Annotated in this window: 17 protein-coding genes and 2 tRNA genes; 6 read left to right on the plus strand and 13 right to left on the minus strand. The window is 40.7% G+C overall.

From position 1 onward, the window contains the following. Positions 1-20 precede the first annotated feature (20 nt). Both AC2IOM_RS04690 and AC2IOM_RS04695 read right to left on the minus strand, forming a co-directional pair. The gene (locus tag AC2IOM_RS04690) at positions 21-314 is read right to left on the minus strand and encodes a DUF3718 domain-containing protein (protein ID WP_486359257.1); all 294 of its coding nucleotides are present in this window, start codon (positions 312-314) and stop codon (positions 21-23) included. Between the two features lie 292 nt (positions 315-606). Further along, positions 607-900: a DUF3718 domain-containing protein gene (locus AC2IOM_RS04695; RefSeq protein ID WP_096035297.1), complete on the minus strand. Its 294-nt coding sequence runs from the start codon at positions 898-900 to the stop codon at positions 607-609. Positions 901-1,140: 240 nt separating this feature from the next. Between AC2IOM_RS04695 and AC2IOM_RS04700 the strand changes: the two genes are divergently transcribed. Beyond that, positions 1,141-1,231, plus strand: a tRNA-Ser gene (locus tag AC2IOM_RS04700). Positions 1,232-1,250: 19 nt separating this feature from the next. Then, positions 1,251-1,343, plus strand: a tRNA-Ser gene (locus tag AC2IOM_RS04705). A gap of 291 nt (positions 1,344-1,634) precedes the next feature. Here AC2IOM_RS04705 and rraA read toward each other — a convergent pair. From rraA to AC2IOM_RS04725, 4 genes are all read right to left on the minus strand, one after another. Further along, positions 1,635-2,126, minus strand: coding sequence for a ribonuclease E activity regulator RraA (gene rraA / locus AC2IOM_RS04710; RefSeq protein WP_486359258.1), 492 nt, complete (start codon positions 2,124-2,126; stop codon positions 1,635-1,637). Positions 2,127-2,228: 102 nt separating this feature from the next. Then, on the minus strand, positions 2,229-2,546 hold the full coding sequence (locus AC2IOM_RS04715; RefSeq protein WP_010561391.1) for a YbjQ family protein: 318 nt from the start codon (positions 2,544-2,546) through the stop codon (positions 2,229-2,231). A gap of 144 nt (positions 2,547-2,690) precedes the next feature. Next, positions 2,691-3,368, minus strand: coding sequence for a LipL32 family surface lipoprotein (locus AC2IOM_RS04720; RefSeq protein WP_010561392.1), 678 nt, complete (start codon positions 3,366-3,368; stop codon positions 2,691-2,693). A gap of 98 nt (positions 3,369-3,466) precedes the next feature. After that, the gene (locus AC2IOM_RS04725) at positions 3,467-4,345 is read right to left on the minus strand and encodes a helix-turn-helix domain-containing protein (RefSeq protein ID WP_486359259.1); all 879 of its coding nucleotides are present in this window, start codon (positions 4,343-4,345) and stop codon (positions 3,467-3,469) included. A gap of 167 nt (positions 4,346-4,512) precedes the next feature. Between AC2IOM_RS04725 and exaC the strand changes: the two genes are divergently transcribed. Together exaC and AC2IOM_RS04735 are read left to right on the plus strand one after the other, a co-directional pair. Continuing rightward, the gene (exaC, locus tag AC2IOM_RS04730) at positions 4,513-6,033 is read left to right on the plus strand and encodes an acetaldehyde dehydrogenase ExaC (RefSeq protein ID WP_100914415.1); all 1,521 of its coding nucleotides are present in this window, start codon (positions 4,513-4,515) and stop codon (positions 6,031-6,033) included. Positions 6,034-6,243: 210 nt separating this feature from the next. Continuing rightward, entirely contained in the window at positions 6,244-7,176 is a 933-nt protein-coding gene (locus tag AC2IOM_RS04735) for a tetratricopeptide repeat protein (protein WP_486359260.1), read from the plus strand. A gap of 9 nt (positions 7,177-7,185) precedes the next feature. Here AC2IOM_RS04735 and AC2IOM_RS04740 read toward each other — a convergent pair whose 3' ends face one another. The 5 genes from AC2IOM_RS04740 to AC2IOM_RS04760 all read right to left on the minus strand — a co-directional run bounded on the left by AC2IOM_RS04740 (position 7,186) and on the right by AC2IOM_RS04760 (position 12,920). After that, entirely contained in the window at positions 7,186-7,671 is a 486-nt protein-coding gene (locus tag AC2IOM_RS04740) for a hypothetical protein (RefSeq protein ID WP_395389440.1), read from the minus strand. 185 nt (positions 7,672-7,856) lie between these two features. Beyond that, a complete protein-coding gene (locus tag AC2IOM_RS04745) occupies positions 7,857-10,031 on the minus strand; it encodes a cation:dicarboxylate symporter family transporter (RefSeq protein ID WP_486359261.1) in 2,175 nt (724 codons plus the stop codon). A gap of 58 nt (positions 10,032-10,089) precedes the next feature. Further along, the gene (deoD, locus tag AC2IOM_RS04750; protein ID WP_010561398.1) at positions 10,090-10,827 is read right to left on the minus strand and encodes a purine-nucleoside phosphorylase; all 738 of its coding nucleotides are present in this window, start codon (positions 10,825-10,827) and stop codon (positions 10,090-10,092) included. Then, a complete protein-coding gene (gene deoC / locus AC2IOM_RS04755) occupies positions 10,827-11,606 on the minus strand; it encodes a deoxyribose-phosphate aldolase (RefSeq protein WP_486359262.1) in 780 nt (259 codons plus the stop codon). The genes deoD and deoC overlap by 1 nt, the downstream gene beginning before the upstream one ends. A gap of 405 nt (positions 11,607-12,011) precedes the next feature. After that, positions 12,012-12,920: a DUF808 domain-containing protein gene (locus AC2IOM_RS04760; RefSeq protein ID WP_486359263.1), complete on the minus strand. Its 909-nt coding sequence runs from the start codon at positions 12,918-12,920 to the stop codon at positions 12,012-12,014. Between the two features lie 224 nt (positions 12,921-13,144). On the opposite strand from AC2IOM_RS04760, the gene AC2IOM_RS04765 reads away from it, so the two are divergent. Beyond that, positions 13,145-13,690, plus strand: coding sequence for a COG3650 family protein (locus AC2IOM_RS04765; RefSeq protein WP_158683603.1), 546 nt, complete (start codon positions 13,145-13,147; stop codon positions 13,688-13,690). On the opposite strand, the gene AC2IOM_RS04770 is transcribed toward AC2IOM_RS04765, so the two are convergent. Then, on the minus strand, positions 13,687-14,034 hold the full coding sequence (locus AC2IOM_RS04770; RefSeq protein ID WP_100914407.1) for a thiol-disulfide oxidoreductase DCC family protein: 348 nt from the start codon (positions 14,032-14,034) through the stop codon (positions 13,687-13,689). The genes AC2IOM_RS04765 and AC2IOM_RS04770 overlap by 4 nt on opposite strands. Before the next feature lie 128 nt (positions 14,035-14,162). On the opposite strand from AC2IOM_RS04770, the gene AC2IOM_RS04775 reads away from it, so the two are divergent. Then, positions 14,163-14,462, plus strand: a complete 300-nt coding sequence (locus AC2IOM_RS04775; RefSeq protein ID WP_100914406.1) for a DUF6482 family protein — start codon at positions 14,163-14,165, stop codon at positions 14,460-14,462. Here AC2IOM_RS04775 and AC2IOM_RS04780 read toward each other — a convergent pair. Continuing rightward, a complete protein-coding gene (locus AC2IOM_RS04780; RefSeq protein WP_442792817.1) occupies positions 14,443-15,141 on the minus strand; it encodes an acyl carrier protein phosphodiesterase in 699 nt (232 codons plus the stop codon). The genes AC2IOM_RS04775 and AC2IOM_RS04780 overlap by 20 nt on opposite strands. Positions 15,142-15,191: the final 50 nt, after the last annotated feature.

A 15,191-nucleotide genomic window follows, 5' to 3' on the forward strand; every position in this document is an offset into this window, starting at 1 on the left:
GACTTCAGGTAATTGGTTTATTAGCGCTTAGCAATATAGTCTGTGTTATCGCTAAATTGTTTCGCTACTTTTGCGTTTTTGATGTCTTGCGCAAACGCTTCAAGTGATTTGCCGTTACATAAAATATTTTCAGCAGCCTTACGTACGTTTTTGTTTTCCTGCTTAAGTAAGCGACGTAATTTACCATCTTGCTCATTTGCTGCTGCGGCGCAGATTTTTGACGATAAGCTATTATCTGATGGTGTTACTTTAGCGGCTGCGTTGAAAGATAAAATGCTTGCTACTGCGATAGTTGCTGTAATTAATTTATTCATGTCTCATTCCTCATGGCGGTGAAGTTAAATCGTTTTGTTGGGTTCTATATTACGAATTTTTAAAAGGTCGAGTTTGGCAAGATGATTAGCGGTAATGTTTGGTGATTGATGGTAAATATGCGTGATAAGTGAGATTTGGCAAAAAGCTATCGTTGAAAGTCAGTTTTAGTAGATAAAAATTTCATCTATTTTTTGGTGTATCGAAAGTAGAAAATCCTAACAGTGTTTAAACACAGAAAAGGGCGAGTTTACTTGAGTAAACTCGCCCTTTTGACTTCAGGTAATTGGTTTATTAGCGCTTAGCAATGAAGTCTGTGTTATCGCTAAATTGTTTCGCTACTTTCGCGTTTTTGATGTCTTGCGCAAACGCTTCAAGTGATTTGCCGTTACATAAAATATTTTCAGCAGCCTTACGTACGTTTTTGTTTTCCTGCTTAAGTAAGCGACGTAATTTACCATCTTGCTCATTTGCCGCTGCGGCGCAGATTTTTGACGATAGGCTATTATCTGATGGTGTTACTTTAGCGGCTGCGTTGAAAGATAAAATGCTTGCTGCTGCGATAGTTGCTGTAATTAGTTTATTCATGTCTCATTCCTCATGGCGGTGAAGTTAAATCGTTTTGTTGGGTTCTATATTACGAATATTTAAAAGGTTGAGTTCGGCAAGATGATTAGCGGTAATGTTTGGGGATTGATGGTAAATATTGATGATAAAGGTGTGAAAATTGCTTTTTTTAATAAAAATGTTAATTTTTTGATGTTTATTTGAGCAAACAAACTTTTTGCTATTTACAGTTTAAGGTTGGCTGAGTATTATTTTGCGCATGGAGAGATGGCTGAGTGGTTGAAAGCACCGGTCTTGAAAACCGGCATAGGTTAATAGCCTATCTAGGGTTCAAATCCCTATCTCTCCGCCATTTTAAATGTATTTGCGCTGGAGAGGTGGCCGAGTGGCCGAAGGCGCTCCCCTGCTAAGGGAGTATAGGGTTTGTAGCCCTATCGAGGGTTCGAATCCCTCCTTCTCCGCCATGTATAAAGCAAAAAACCCTGCAACTTGTTGCGGGGTTTTTTGCTTTATGGCTTGTGAAGCGAGGCTTTGGTTCGAACCCTGAGTTCGAAGTTCTTTATTTTAAGAATAGTCAGGAACAATTTGAGCCGCGGACGCGCCATGCAGTGGGCGAGTGCAGGATGCACGAGCGCTAATCCCGACTACCCTCCATTGCACAAAACAAATTAAAGCCTCACATAAATAGTTTGCGGGGTTTTTTGCTTTATGGCTTGTGAAGCGAGGCTTTGGTTCGAACCCTTAGTTCGAAGCCCTTACTCCAATTCAATCAGTTGTGATTTACTTACTAATAATCCATTGCGATCGCCATAAATCCAATCGCCATTATGAATAGTGACGTCTAAAAAGCTGACGGCTCTTACTTGCTCGCCTAAACCTCGTTTTTGTGTTTTTCGTGGTACGCAGCCTCTAGCCATAATTGCTAAAGACATCTGTTCTAAAATTTCAACATCACGCACACAGCCGTTTACAATAATGCCTTGCCAATTATTTTCGATGGCGAACTTGGCAAGATTATCGCCTAAAAAAGCAAATTGTTGAGCGTTATTGGCGTCGACGACTAATACCTTACCGTCACCGTTGCTTCTGAGTAACTCACCAACCTTGGAGTTATCATTTGGACATTGGATGGTGATTGCTTGGCCTGCGAACGTAGAAATATTACCAAAGTGAAGTAACCCTGCGCTAGCTACTTGAAGTTGGTCAGAATATTCGTCGTATAGGTCGGGAGTGGTGAAGTGTGTCATAAGCAGTGCCATTTATTTTGTAGTAAATAAATTAAAGCACTGCTTGGCATGTGTAAAAAATTTATCTCGTTAATAACTGATATTTCTAGCTGAAATAACTCATTATCTAGAGATTTTGACAGCTGTGCCGTAAGCGAGGATCTCCGACATGCCTGCGGCAACAGCGCTTGTGGTAAAGCGTACATTAATCACGGCGTCTGCACCTAAGCGCTGGGCTTCTTCTGTCATTCGTGCTTGAGCGACTGAGCGGGCATCTGTCATCATTTCCGTGTAGCCTCTAATCTCGCCACCAACGATAGTTTTAAGACTTGCCATAATGTCACGGCCTACGTGTTTAGAGCGTACAACATTACCTGTTACTAAGCCTAGAGATTGCGTAATTTGATAGTTAGCGACTTGTTCGGTATTGGTAATAATCATTTTCTTACTCCTGTTTTGCTTGTGGCTAGAGTAAGGGGAATACGGAATTAAGAAAGAGGAAGAATGATAGAAGGGTAACAAACAGGATAAAAGGAAAGTGAGCTCGACTTATACCGATTGGTATAGGGTCGAGCTCGAAACTAATTAACCTTCGTTTACTAGGTTATGTAGTTCATCTAAAGAAGCTGCAATTTTAACGCCTGGTACGTTTGTACCAACAGTAGCTTCAAAAGAACCTTCAATCGCTGAGCGGAATGAAGTGAAAGAGATGCGATATACACCACGAACAAGTGCTTTTGTTGGGTTGTTGATATCTGAAGTTTGACGCAGTAGAGAGTTGTAGCTCTGACCACCTGGATTCTGAGGTAGTTCGCTGCTGTCGTCATTGTAAGTCAGAGTTTGTAGTGACTTACCGCCGTTTTTGATTTTCGCTGGGTCGATGATATCCATGCGATCTAACACAATGTAAGTATCGAAATATGTTTTAGAATCATTTTCGAAGTTATTTGTGTAGTTTACGTTTACGAAGTCGCTATCAGAAGGCGTTGATGTTGCTGGTGAAACCATAGATACACCAATTTCATCTACTGCCGCTGGTACCCAAGCGTATAGGTAGTAAGCGTCTTTGTTCTTGTATTTACCTTCTGGTTTTACAGATGCGTCAACATAACCAAAGTAGTTAGTGTAGTTAGCATATGGTAGACGTGCTTCAACACCCGCAACACCTTGTGTTACAGAGCTTTTAAGAGCGGGACCAGTACCAGACATACATGCAGTTAGAGCTAGAGCTGAAGAAGCAGCAAGAAGTGCTTTTTTTAACATTGAAATTTCCTTTTCATTCCGTGTTATAAAATCGCGGGCTATGATACAGGGCTGCGGTGTTTTTTCAATCTATTTAAGTAATTAATAGATGAAAAAATTTAAACTGTTTGGTTTTGGTAGGTTCTTGGGCTGCAGCCAAATGTTTTTTTAAATCGGCGGCTAAAGTAGCTTAATTCGCTAAATCCGTAGTCATAGCATACCTGAGTAACCGCAGTTCCTTGTTTAAGTTTTGCCGCAGCCGCTGTTAGCTTTTGTTCAACAATAAAGGCTTGTGGTGTGCAGCCTAATTGGCGCTTAAATTCTAAAAATAACTTACTGCGTCCCATACCTGCACTTTTACATAGCATTTCAATTGAGATTGGCTTAGTTAAATTTTGTTTTATAAAGCTAATGGCCGATTGCAATCCGTTATGGCCAATTTTGTGATTACAATGCTGCAATACCAATTCGCGCGAGCGATCTTGCAGCATGCGTACGAGCAACTCACTAATACCAAGGTCGATCAGCACCTCTCGGTCTTGCTGGTTTTCGCTAAAGGTGTCAACTAATCGTTGATAAAGCTGTTGAGTAAACGGATTATTGCTCAACTGCAGAGTGGCGCTTTGCTCATTGTAATAGGCTTGCTCTAGGCGCATTCTCTCTGCTACTTCCTGCACTTTTTTACTGTCAACTTCAATGGTTAGGCATGATGTTGGGGCGTTTAAATGTGCCTCAGGAAAATCAATTTCAACGTGTTCACCTCCGGCAATTATAAAGCTTTGTCCCGGTAAAAATTCTTGTCCTCGTTGCAGGCTGTGATGATGCATTACTTTTTTACCGGTATGCATAGCGCAAAACATTAACTGTTCAGCATGAAATGGAATGCGCTCACAAGCTTGATAGGTATCGTAAATACACAGTTGTACATGGTCGCTATTAAATGCAGCTCGATTATCAATTAAGGTGCTAACTTTACTGCGTTTTTCCTGTAACAACATACCTGTTCCTCCAAACTTGTAGAGATCCATAATGGCTAAATTGTGCACTCTCAGTCAAGTTATTTGGATGCAGAGTCAAGCAACAATTATTTTGAAGTACTAGTCTGAGGGAGCACATATTCAAGTTGAAGAAAGCTTCTAATAACAACACACATAAAGGAAACAAAATGATTTACGCAAATCCAGGGCATGCAGATGCCAAAGTACAGTTTAATGAACAGTATGAAAACTATATTGGTGGCGAGTGGGTTGCTCCTGTTGACGGCAAGTATTTTGATAATACAACACCGGTAACAGGAGAAGTCATTTGTCGTATACCTCGCTCTAACGGTAAAGATATTGAATTAGCCCTCGATGCAGCGCATAAGGCAAAAGATGCATGGGCACAAACATCAGTAACAGAACGTAGTAACTTGCTACTAAAAATAGCCGACCGTATTGAGCAGAATCTTGAAATGTTGGCAGTTGCAGAAACATGGGATAATGGTAAAGCAGTACGCGAAACACTTGCTGCTGACCTACCACTGTGTGTTGATCACTTCCGCTACTATGCTGGCTGTATTCGCGCGCAAGAAGGCTCAATTGGTGAAATAGATAATGGTACGGTGGCGTATCACTTTCATGAGCCTTTAGGCGTTGTTGGTCAAATTATCCCATGGAACTTTCCATTATTAATGGCAGCTTGGAAATTAGCGCCAGCACTTGTGGCAGGCAATTGCGTTATCTTAAAACCAGCTGAGCAAACTCCTGTATCAATTCTTAAGCTGATGGAAGTCATCGGTGATTTACTGCCAGCAGGCGTATTGAATGTGGTTAATGGTTTTGGTGCGGAAGCAGGGCAAGCACTTGCAACCAGTACACGTATTGCAAAAATTGCGTTTACGGGATCGACGCCAGTTGGTGCGCATATTTTAAAATGCGCCGCAGAAAATATCATTCCATCCACCGTTGAACTTGGCGGTAAGTCACCGAATATATACTTTTCAGACATTATGCAGCAAGATGAAGAATATATTAGCAAGTGTGTTGAAGGAGCTGTATTGGCGTTTTTCAACCAAGGTGAAGTGTGTACATGCCCATCTCGTCTCTTGGTGCAGGAAGACATTTATGATGAGTTTATTGCGCGTGTTATTGATCGCACTAAACAAATTAAGCGCGGTAATCCGCTTGATACCGAAACTATGGTTGGTGCGCAAGCATCGCAAGAACAGTTTGATAAAATACTTAGTTACCTAGCAATTGGTAAAGACGAAGGTGCAGAGCTCTTAACCGGTGGTGGTGTTGAGCAAGTATCTGAAGAGCTAGGCGGCGGTTATTATATTCAACCAACCTTGTTTAAAGGTAACAACCAAATGCGCATTTTCCGTGATGAGATTTTTGGTCCTGTTGTCAGTGTTGCAACTTTTAAAGACGAAGCTGAGGCGCTAGCAATTGCTAACGACACTGAGTTTGGTTTAGGTGCAGGACTTTGGACTAAAAATATGAACCTTGCGTATCGCATGGGGCGTGGAATTGAAGCAGGACGTGTTTGGACTAACTGTTATCATCATTACCCAGCGCATGCGGCATTTGGTGGTTACAAAAAATCAGGTGTAGGTCGTGAAACTCATAAAATGATGCTTGAACACTATCAAAATACTAAAAACTTGTTAGTAAGCTATAGCGATAGTCCTTTAGGTTTCTTTTAATTCCCCTTTAATTATTCCTAAGCAATAAGGGCTCTCATTTGAGGGCCTTTTTTATTTTATTAGGCAAAGAGTATTAAGTATCGCTGTTAAAATTTTGTAAATACATGTTCTTTATACAGTTGTTAGTTGTAAGAAAATATTTTATTGGTTGTTTTGTTTGCCTAGTTACAGTAAAACAGAACGTAAATTAACCAAATCAACGGACTGTACATGCTATTTTTTAATATAAAAAACCAAGCATTTGAACACCCGCAATATATTCAATGTAGTCAATGTCACCAAGTCGCGGTTACAGCACATACACAATTAAAGTTTGTTCGTTTTGGCTTAATTCCCTTATTTCCATTTGCGTTAGAGCGCGCTTCGTATTGCGCCAATTGCAGCGCTAAAAATGAGCCTGAAAATAGTCAATATTCGAAAGTGCCGATATTTCACGTATTAACCAAATTTATTGGTACTGTATTAATCATATTGATGTTGAACTGGCTTTGGCTGCAGCATACTCAGGCTCGCAATGTTGAAATAAACATCGTTAACCAACCGCAGATAAATGATTTCTTTTTTATTGATTACAGTAAGTTTTTAAAAGAGGAATACTATCAAAAGCGAGTTGTCGCGGCTAAGGTGGTTGCAACTGAAAATGATACTGTCACCTTAAAGCTAAGTCGCTATAACTACAGTCGTGAGCGCGACCTTAAACTATCGGCGCGCAGTGATAATTTTGTACAAAAGGGTTACTTTTTTAGTGACAATCAGACTTTTAGCCAGCAACAAATAAAAGATTTTTACGACGATAACACCATCTATGCAGCTTACCGACCTAAAGATTTAAAACTGTTCGGTGGTTTTGTTGTAATGCCGAGCAATCCAAAGCCTTTATATGCAGGCTTCAAATTGAATAAAGCAAATCAAGAGGGCATTGCCGCCTATCAGGAGAAGGATTTTTTGACAGCGTTTGAATATTTTAGTGAAGCAGCAGAGCAAGGCGATAGTTGGGGACAGTATAATCTGGCGAAAATGTATTTAGCCGGTGAAGGAACAGATAAAAACAGGGTACAAGCTGGGCACTGGTTAACGTTGTCGGCTAAGCAAGGACATAGCAAAGCGCAGCAGCTGTGTGATGAGAAAGGTTTGTGTCAATAATCGAGTAGATTAGCTAGCGCGCTCTAAATCTTCAATACACGCTTTACACAAATCGAGATAGCTGTGGATATTGTTTTTTGTCCAAAGTTGTCTGATCTGTGTGTCTTGTTGCAAAATAAAGCTATTAAACTCTTCAAAAGCAACAGGGGTGTAATTGGCTACATAATGTTTGAAGGCTTGTTGCACCGACTTATGGCCTAATGCTGAGTCGCTAATCACACTTTCAGATGCTTCGACAAGTAATCCACTAAAGCGTAACAGTTCAACTTTAGGTGAGCCTAAACGCTGTACTTTAATAAAGCGTTCGCGCAGTAGTTTTTGTTCTTCTTTCGCCAGCTCAATAACGATTTCACTTAGGTATTTTGTTTCGCGGTTAGCCCCATCAAGTGAACTGGATAGCTGCCTCGCTTGGCGCTTAAAGTTCTCACCTCGCACATAGAGAAAAATCATGGCGAATACTGCAAGGGCAATGCTACCCATAATGGTAATATTCATGGCTATCCTAAACGCGTTTTATTGTTGTTATATCAATTTTACTTATTATGCGACTTCTCTAACGAGCTAAATGGTTCTTAACTCGGTTAACAATATTTTTGTAGATTACCTACATGTTGCCTTAGTTAAAAGCCATTTATCTGTCGCAATAATTGCTCATAAAATCAGTGCAATTGATATATAAACTAGTCTTTAATATCTGATTTTTCAAGAATTATATCATCAAGAACAGACCAGCGACGCACATAGGGTTTACTGCCTTTACCTAAAATCCAGTAGTCGTAGACCTCTTGCACTCTGCCACTAGCACGGCGAATATCGAGCCACGAGTTAAGGTAATTTGCCAAGTCATCGTGACGTTTAGCAACCGCAAATCCGGTCGGGTATTTCGCTTTTGAACCCTCGGGAACGACAACGCCAAAGTCTGGATAAAACATGGTCCAAGCAAAGCCTGCTTCAGCGCTAATTAACAAGGCATCGTACTTATCTGGGTTGGCAAAAAAATCACGATAGCTAGCAATATTGGTAAGCGTGTAATGTTTGTTGCGTTCAAATTCTTTACCGAGTAACGCTTGGTATTCTATGGTGGCAAAGTTAAGGGATTCATGAGCTTGCAGCGCTTCTAAGGTTTGAAATTCTTTACTGCGATGGTCAAGGGTCACTAAGGCAAGCTTGAGCTCAAGCACCGGATCGGTAAACAAGACCTTTTCAATATCATCTAGGTTAATTTCCAGCCCCGACATGGCAATATCAAAGTACCCTTTGTTGAGGTATTCCACCAGTTGTGGCTTTTTAAATGGGATAAACTCCACTTGCACGCCCAAGTCTTCGGCAAGTTTATGTGCCAAGCTAATATCAAAGCCAACGAGTTCATCATTGTGATTAAAGTAGCTAAACGGTACGTTGTCGGCAATGTAACCAACGCGCAGTAAATTACGTTTTTTAATTACACTTATATTGGTAAGCGATAACTTGCCATCTTCATATGCCTTTGGCACATGATTTAGTACATGCTCAGGTACTTTGTCACTTACCACCATGTTGGCAATAATATCATCCGCGGCATGTGAGCTTTTCAATAGTTGTGAGTTAACTGTGTAGGCCGCGAGCATGCAGGCGGGTAATAACCCCCCAATTAATGAAAAATATAAAATGCTTTTTGCACGCTTATAACTCAGTTGCTTGCGCACATAGAAAATACTTAAAAAAGTGACAGCTACGATATAGACCACAGTAGTTGGAGATACAAATTTGGCGCTGATCACTGACATTGCCAAATACAGCTGATAGGTATCGGCTGGCACGCGCACGGTTTCCAACATGTAAGGAATTGCGATATGTACATTGGCAAAGTAGCTGAACAATGCACTGATGGTAATATTTGGTACGTCAGCAAGGGTTGCTTCGTGGCCGGTAAGCCATGCCGCAAATAATACAAAAATGAGCGTGGTAAGCTTACCTAAGCTCGGGAACGTAAAGGCAATTGGCACCAGCACTTCGGCAATGTGATCTGAATTGGCATCGGCAATATTGTTTTTATGCATATAGCTTTTAATGCCTTCGGTGATCACGGGTAAGGTAATAAATACATTACCTGTGGTAAATGCAGCAATTAACGCATTGCGTGCAACATCAATTAGCTCATGATATTTCACCGGTGTAAGCGCCGCGACCAACATAGGTAGCAAAACAAACATCAGAAACAGGCCAAGTAAAATTACCAGCACAAGATACACTTGCAATGTACTAAGTTGGTCAACACTCATAGTGCCTGCTGAACTTGCGGTAATAGCAAAAATACCAATCGGAAAAATCTTAACGATTTTCTTTGAAATAACAGAAAGCCCTTCACCAACAACATCTAATATATTGAGTAAACTGCTTTTACGCACATTGCCCATTAACGCCATGCCCAGAGCAATACAAAAAATAACTAACGCGGGCACATTGCCTTCAGCCATTGATGCAAAAGGGTTAGAGGGGATATAACGAGCTACAAAATCGATTTCTTGCTTGGCGGAAATTAGCGCGGTAGAAAAGAAAGTACCGGCATCGTGTTTAGGTAATGTAAAAGCAAAACACCAAATAACAAATAAGCCAATCCCCCATAACGACAGCATGACGGTTGCCGCTTTAAGTAAAATAGAGCGTACTTGATCGGGTTCGAACTTACCAAGACCAACAACCAGCGAAACCACAATATACGGGAAAATTGTAATTTGCATTAGCTTAATAAAGCCATTGCCAACTGGCTGTAAAAACGCCAACCGTTCACCAAAAATAAGACCGAAAATGACACCGCCAATTAGTGCCCACAGCATGAGGTTTTTAGTCGCAAAAAAGTCGATAAGTTTCTTCATTGATCCACAAATAAGTAAGGGCTTAGGGTCACTTGACCCTTGTAAGCCCTGTATTTAATCATAAATTGGCGGTTGTTTGTAACGCCAAGGTAATCATTTCAGCAAAGGAAGTTTGTCTTTCTTCACTACTTAGGTGAGTATCGTGCGTAATATGATCCGAAACCGTTAAAATGGTTAACGCATTTGCACCGAACTCTGCGGCAACACCGTAAAGGCCCGCGGCTTCCATTTCGACACCTAAAATGCCCATTTTATCCATTAGCTCGAACATTTCTGGTTGCGGTGTATAGAATAGGTCAGATGAAAACACATTGCCTACTTTCACTGGTAACTGTGTTTTACTCGCTTGTGCTAAACAAACATTCAGCAAGTTAAAATCAGCAATTGCGGCAAAGTCGTGGCCTTTAAAGCGCATGCGATTAACTTTTGAGTCAGTACAGGCACCCATAGCAATAACGATGTCTCGTAGTGCTACTTGATTCGATACCGCGCCACAACTGCCTACGCGGATCAGGTTCTTTACACCATATTCTGTGATCAGTTCTTTTGCATAAATTGAGCAGCTTGGTATGCCCATGCCAGAGCCCATAACCGAAATTCGCTTACCTTGAAAATAGCCGGTGTAGCCGAGCATATTACGTACATCGTTGACTAACACAGCATCATCAAGAAAATGCTCGGCAATATATTTGGCACGCAGCGGATCGCCCGGCAGTAAAATGGTTTCGGCAAAGTCATTTTGTTTTGCATTGAGGTGCGGTGTAGCTGCAAATTCAATTTGATCAAATGAGACCATTAATAGTCTCCTTGTGTTGAATCTGTTGAGGTATTGATTTGCAATACGGTTTTTACATTACCTAATAAGCCTGATGCACCAAAACGGAAGTTTGCAGGGTTAACCCAATCAAGATCAAAAATACTGGCGGCAAGTTCAATGTATTGTTTGGCATCCGCCACTGTGCGTACACCGCCCGCGGCTTTAAAGCCAACTTGTTTGCCACTTGCTTTAATTGTTTCTAACATGATTTTTGCCGCATTTAATGTGGCATTTACGGGCACTTTACCCGTACTTGTTTTAATAAAATCGGCGCCTGCATCAATTGCAATGCGTGATGCGCTCGAAATAAGCTCGTCGCTTTTTAGTTCGCCAGATTCAATGATCACTTTTAATAAAACAGTGTCGCCACAGGCTACTTTGCATTGTTTTACAAGTTCAAATCCAAGCGCTTCGTCGCCGTCAATAAGTGCGCGGTAAGGAAATACAACATCCACTTCATCGGCACCTAAGCTTACAGCTTGCTTAGTCTCTGACACGGCTTTATCAATGTTTTTGTCGCCATGTGGAAAGTTGGTTACAGTTGCAATTTTTACATCTGAATTGAGCTGTTTGTTAGCAAATTCAATGTATTGTGGGTAAATGCAAATGGCTGCAGTATGGCCAGCGCTATTGTTTGCTTGCTGGCAAAGGGCACGGATTTCGTTTTCGCTTTCCGAGCCAGTTAAGCTGGTTAAGTCCATGCACTGTAGGGTAATTTTTGCCGCGGCTGTTAAATCTAATTGGGTGTTTAAGGTCATACTTTTCTCCAAATGTAATACCAATTCTGTAAAGTATGTAATCAGGGGTAGCGCTGGATAAATGAAATGGTAACAGGGCGGAATTTTTTATGTAGTTGTTCTACAATGATAAATTCTAACGCAGTTAGCATGATATTTAGTCCGCTAGGATGATCAGCTACTTAAGTGAATTGGTATAAAAGTAATCCCAGAACAATTGAGGAGGGAGAGTTACACTCTCGATCAATAAGCTCACTCATATGCTCTAAGAACATGAGTGGACTTGGTTCCTTGAAGACTTATGGTTGTAACGATCTCCTGATCTTAGCACCATAATTTAAATCCATTTATACCAAGCGCTATTGTCAGCTATTTTGTTGCTAACAGCTAGCGCTAATTAAGTGTTAAATGATCTAGTTCATCTTTTTATGCGTTGCGAAGTTGCTTCTTCGCTTTACTAATCAAAAGAGTAGCGACCACTACAATTGTACCGGCGACAAAACCAATAATGGCATTAAATAATGTAGGTAATAAAAAGCTTAGGTCGGTATTAAGCAACTGATTGATTGCTAAAGTGAGATCATCTACAACATGATGTAAAAAGTCACTGCCATGAACAAGAATACCGCCACCAACTAAAAACATTGCAAGCGTGCCGACAATTGCCAGTAATTTCATTAAATACGGAGCGAAAGAAAGCAGCCCGCGGCCAATGGTCTGTTGCCAAGCATGAGGTTGTTCTATTAATAACAGTCCTGCGTCGTCAATTTTCACAATTAACGCTACTAAGCCATACACGCCTATTGTCATAAGTATTGCGATAACGCTCAATACCGATAGCTGTGAGGTAAAGCTTTCGTTTGCAACCGTGCCTAATGAAATAACAATAATTTCGGCAGAGAGAATAAAATCGGTGCGAATTGCGCCTTTGATTTTTTGTTGCTCGTAATGTTTGTCGTGAATATCTATCTGCTGCTCTTTTTGCTCGGCATGTTTACCATGAAGCCAAGGCGCAAGTACTTTTTCACAGCCTTCATAACACAAAAATAAGCCGCCAAGCATTAATAGCGGTGTTATTAAAAACGGTGCAAAAGCTGAGATAAGCAACGCTAATGGCACTAATATTAACTTATTTACAAAGGAACCTTTGGCAACCGCCCACACAACGGGTAACTCGCGATCGGCTTTTACGCCAGAAACCTGTTGTGCATTTAAGGCAAGGTCGTCACCTAATACACCTGCAGTTTTTTTTGCTGCTACCTTGCTCATTACCGCAATATCGTCGAGCAAAGTCGCGATATCATCTATGAGGGTGAGTAAGCTTGCTCCTGCCATTTTTTATTCCTTCAATTATAATTCACGCAGAGTTAATCCAACTTCTGTTAAATATATTGGTATAACTATTTTACAACTATAGTGTTTTTCTCTGTAAAAGGAATCAAGATGTTAAGACATGTTTTTTTGCTTTTGAGCCTGATGATGCTCTGTGCATGTAATTCAGTTGGGTCTGTGTCAAAGAGTGAAAGGCACAAACTGAATCATCAAGAAAGGCTGTCACCATGATGTTTGAGTGCGAAAATGATTTGAGCTTTGTCTCACGATTAGAAGGGCAAACTTTATGGGCGTTTTTTCCTCAGCAAACGCTTGCACTTGAGCCAACCAGAACGGCATCGGGGGCGAAATACCAAAAAGCAGCGGATTACGTTTGGTTAAAGGGTGACAATGCGATGGTGAATTACCAGCAAACACTTTATAAAAACTGTGTTAACAACCGCCAAGAAGCTATTTGGCAAGACGCAAAATTTCGTGGTGTTAGCTTTCGCGCAGTTGGCAATGAGCCGGGTTGGTTAATTGAAATAACACCAAATGTTCACGTTAAATATCTTTCTAACTATGGCCAGTTTGAGACTGTCTTACCTTATAAAAAACCGATTGAAACCGAACAAAGCAGCATGTTTGAACTAACTAAAAACCAAAACACGCTATTATTTGAAATTATTAATAAACCATGTACCGATTCTATGTCTGGTCAAAAATTTGCTTCCAGCGTACGCGGTCAGTTTAACGGCAAAGCGTTCTCAGGTTGCGGTCGGGCGTTGTTTTAAAGTTGGCACTGTTCACAGCCATAACGTTTTTCATAACGACGTTCAGCCCAAATATTATAAAAATGATTCACCAGCCAATAAATACCGGGAATTGAAAAACAATAACTGACCCATCCAATCGGGTGTGAGCGCCACAGTTTAAAGTTTGCGTTCAACCCGATAAGCCATGCGCCTTTTTCGTCTCGCAAGTGTAATACCTTCAGCATATTCGTTCGCTGTTGCCGAGCAAAGTTTTGCGAGTGGACATCTTTAAATTCAAACCGCTCGCCAGATAGCTTGCGCCAAAGTGCAATTTCTTTGCTGCAAAGCGGGCATTGTGCATCGTAGTAAACAGTGTTCTTCATATTTTAACTCCTTTAATAGACCGTAAAGATCAACACGCTCTATTAATACGTAGTGACTTTGAAAAAGTTTGAACGAATATTGCAGTTTTTCCGTATTGCTTAAAAAGTCACCCAACAAGGTAATTGTTATGCGTAAAGATGAGTTTAAAAATCAAATAGAAAGACATTTACTTACCCCAACCATTTTTGGTTATGCAGATGCAAATCATTATTTAGTTGGCGCAGAAGATGAAGACGGAAATTTTTATTCCCTTTCTGATGAGCAAGATAAAATCATGGTTTTTAACTCGATGTTTGAAGCTGAAACGTGTTTAAAGTCGCTAGGGTTTACCAGTGCAAGTCTGCATTTTCAAACAGCGTATGATGAGATGATTGGTAACGACAAAAGCAGCGATACTCGCATTACAATCAGTTTAGGCGAGCAATAAGCTCGTCTCGCTTGCTTAGAGCAAACAAAGTGGTGTCGTGGTAAAGCAATTGAAAGTTTGACTCTATGCGATCAGAGTTAACATTGTACCAATCCACTAATATTTCGAGTGGAACTGTATTTCTGAATCGTTTCCCTGTGTTATGCAGGGCGAGTTTAATACCTTGCTGATGGCTGTAACTAGCAAACCAGTTTTCGTTAATAATGCGCGACGTTTTGATTTGGTATTTTTCGGGTAAAGTTGCACCATACAGAGCAAGCTCAGCGTGCAGAACTTGATAGAAGGAGGTGCACAAATTTTGATACTGAGCCTCTAGCTGTTTTGCCAGTAAATGATCAAATAAAATATCCAGCCCGACCCCGGCGTAACGACGTATTTCTTTAAACTCACTTTTAAATTGTTGGCACACAGGATGAGCATCTGTAAAGCTATCGATGCCACGATGTAAACGTATTCCTAGCTCTAACTCTACAGGTAAAAAACTAAGCTGACTGCCTTTCACAAAGTCGCCGAGTAAGTTGCCAGTTAAGCTAGTCGATGTTAAGTGAGCCAAGTGTAAATGTGCAAAATAATTCAAATTTTGTTCGATCTTAAAAGTAAAAATAACCGTATACTCAATGTCTGACGATCCTTGTCGCTCTAATGTTCGGTTTGAGCATGTTTTTATTAAAGCGCTCAATGTAGAGCTTAGTAATATAAGCGAACATCGAGCAACAATGACAAAAGCGA

This window comes from Pseudoalteromonas sp. NS-SX12, assembly GCF_057367955.1.

Excerpts from the sequence above, each read along its gene's own strand:
- AC2IOM_RS04690 (WP_486359257.1), bottom strand. The coding sequence starts at position 314 with ATGAATAAATTAATTACAGCAACTATCGCAGTAGCAAGCATTTTATCT.
- AC2IOM_RS04695 (WP_096035297.1), bottom strand. The coding sequence starts at position 900 with ATGAATAAACTAATTACAGCAACTATCGCAGCAGCAAGCATTTTATCT.
- rraA (WP_486359258.1), bottom strand. The coding sequence starts at position 2,126 with ATGACACACTTCACCACTCCCGACCTATACGACGAATATTCTGACCAA.
- AC2IOM_RS04715 (WP_010561391.1), bottom strand. The coding sequence starts at position 2,546 with ATGATTATTACCAATACCGAACAAGTCGCTAACTATCAAATTACGCAA.
- AC2IOM_RS04720 (WP_010561392.1), bottom strand. The coding sequence starts at position 3,368 with ATGTTAAAAAAAGCACTTCTTGCTGCTTCTTCAGCTCTAGCTCTAACT.
- AC2IOM_RS04725 (WP_486359259.1), bottom strand. The coding sequence starts at position 4,345 with ATGTTGTTACAGGAAAAACGCAGTAAAGTTAGCACCTTAATTGATAAT.
- exaC (WP_100914415.1), top strand. The coding sequence starts at position 4,513 with ATGATTTACGCAAATCCAGGGCATGCAGATGCCAAAGTACAGTTTAAT.
- AC2IOM_RS04735 (WP_486359260.1), top strand. The coding sequence starts at position 6,244 with ATGCTATTTTTTAATATAAAAAACCAAGCATTTGAACACCCGCAATAT.
- AC2IOM_RS04740 (WP_395389440.1), bottom strand. The coding sequence starts at position 7,671 with ATGAATATTACCATTATGGGTAGCATTGCCCTTGCAGTATTCGCCATG.
- AC2IOM_RS04745 (WP_486359261.1), bottom strand. The coding sequence starts at position 10,031 with ATGAAGAAACTTATCGACTTTTTTGCGACTAAAAACCTCATGCTGTGG.
- deoD (WP_010561398.1), bottom strand. The coding sequence starts at position 10,827 with ATGGTCTCATTTGATCAAATTGAATTTGCAGCTACACCGCACCTCAAT.
- deoC (WP_486359262.1), bottom strand. The coding sequence starts at position 11,606 with ATGACCTTAAACACCCAATTAGATTTAACAGCCGCGGCAAAAATTACC.
- AC2IOM_RS04760 (WP_486359263.1), bottom strand. The coding sequence starts at position 12,920 with ATGGCAGGAGCAAGCTTACTCACCCTCATAGATGATATCGCGACTTTG.
- AC2IOM_RS04765 (WP_158683603.1), top strand. The coding sequence starts at position 13,145 with ATGATGTTTGAGTGCGAAAATGATTTGAGCTTTGTCTCACGATTAGAA.
- AC2IOM_RS04770 (WP_100914407.1), bottom strand. The coding sequence starts at position 14,034 with ATGAAGAACACTGTTTACTACGATGCACAATGCCCGCTTTGCAGCAAA.
- AC2IOM_RS04775 (WP_100914406.1), top strand. The coding sequence starts at position 14,163 with ATGCGTAAAGATGAGTTTAAAAATCAAATAGAAAGACATTTACTTACC.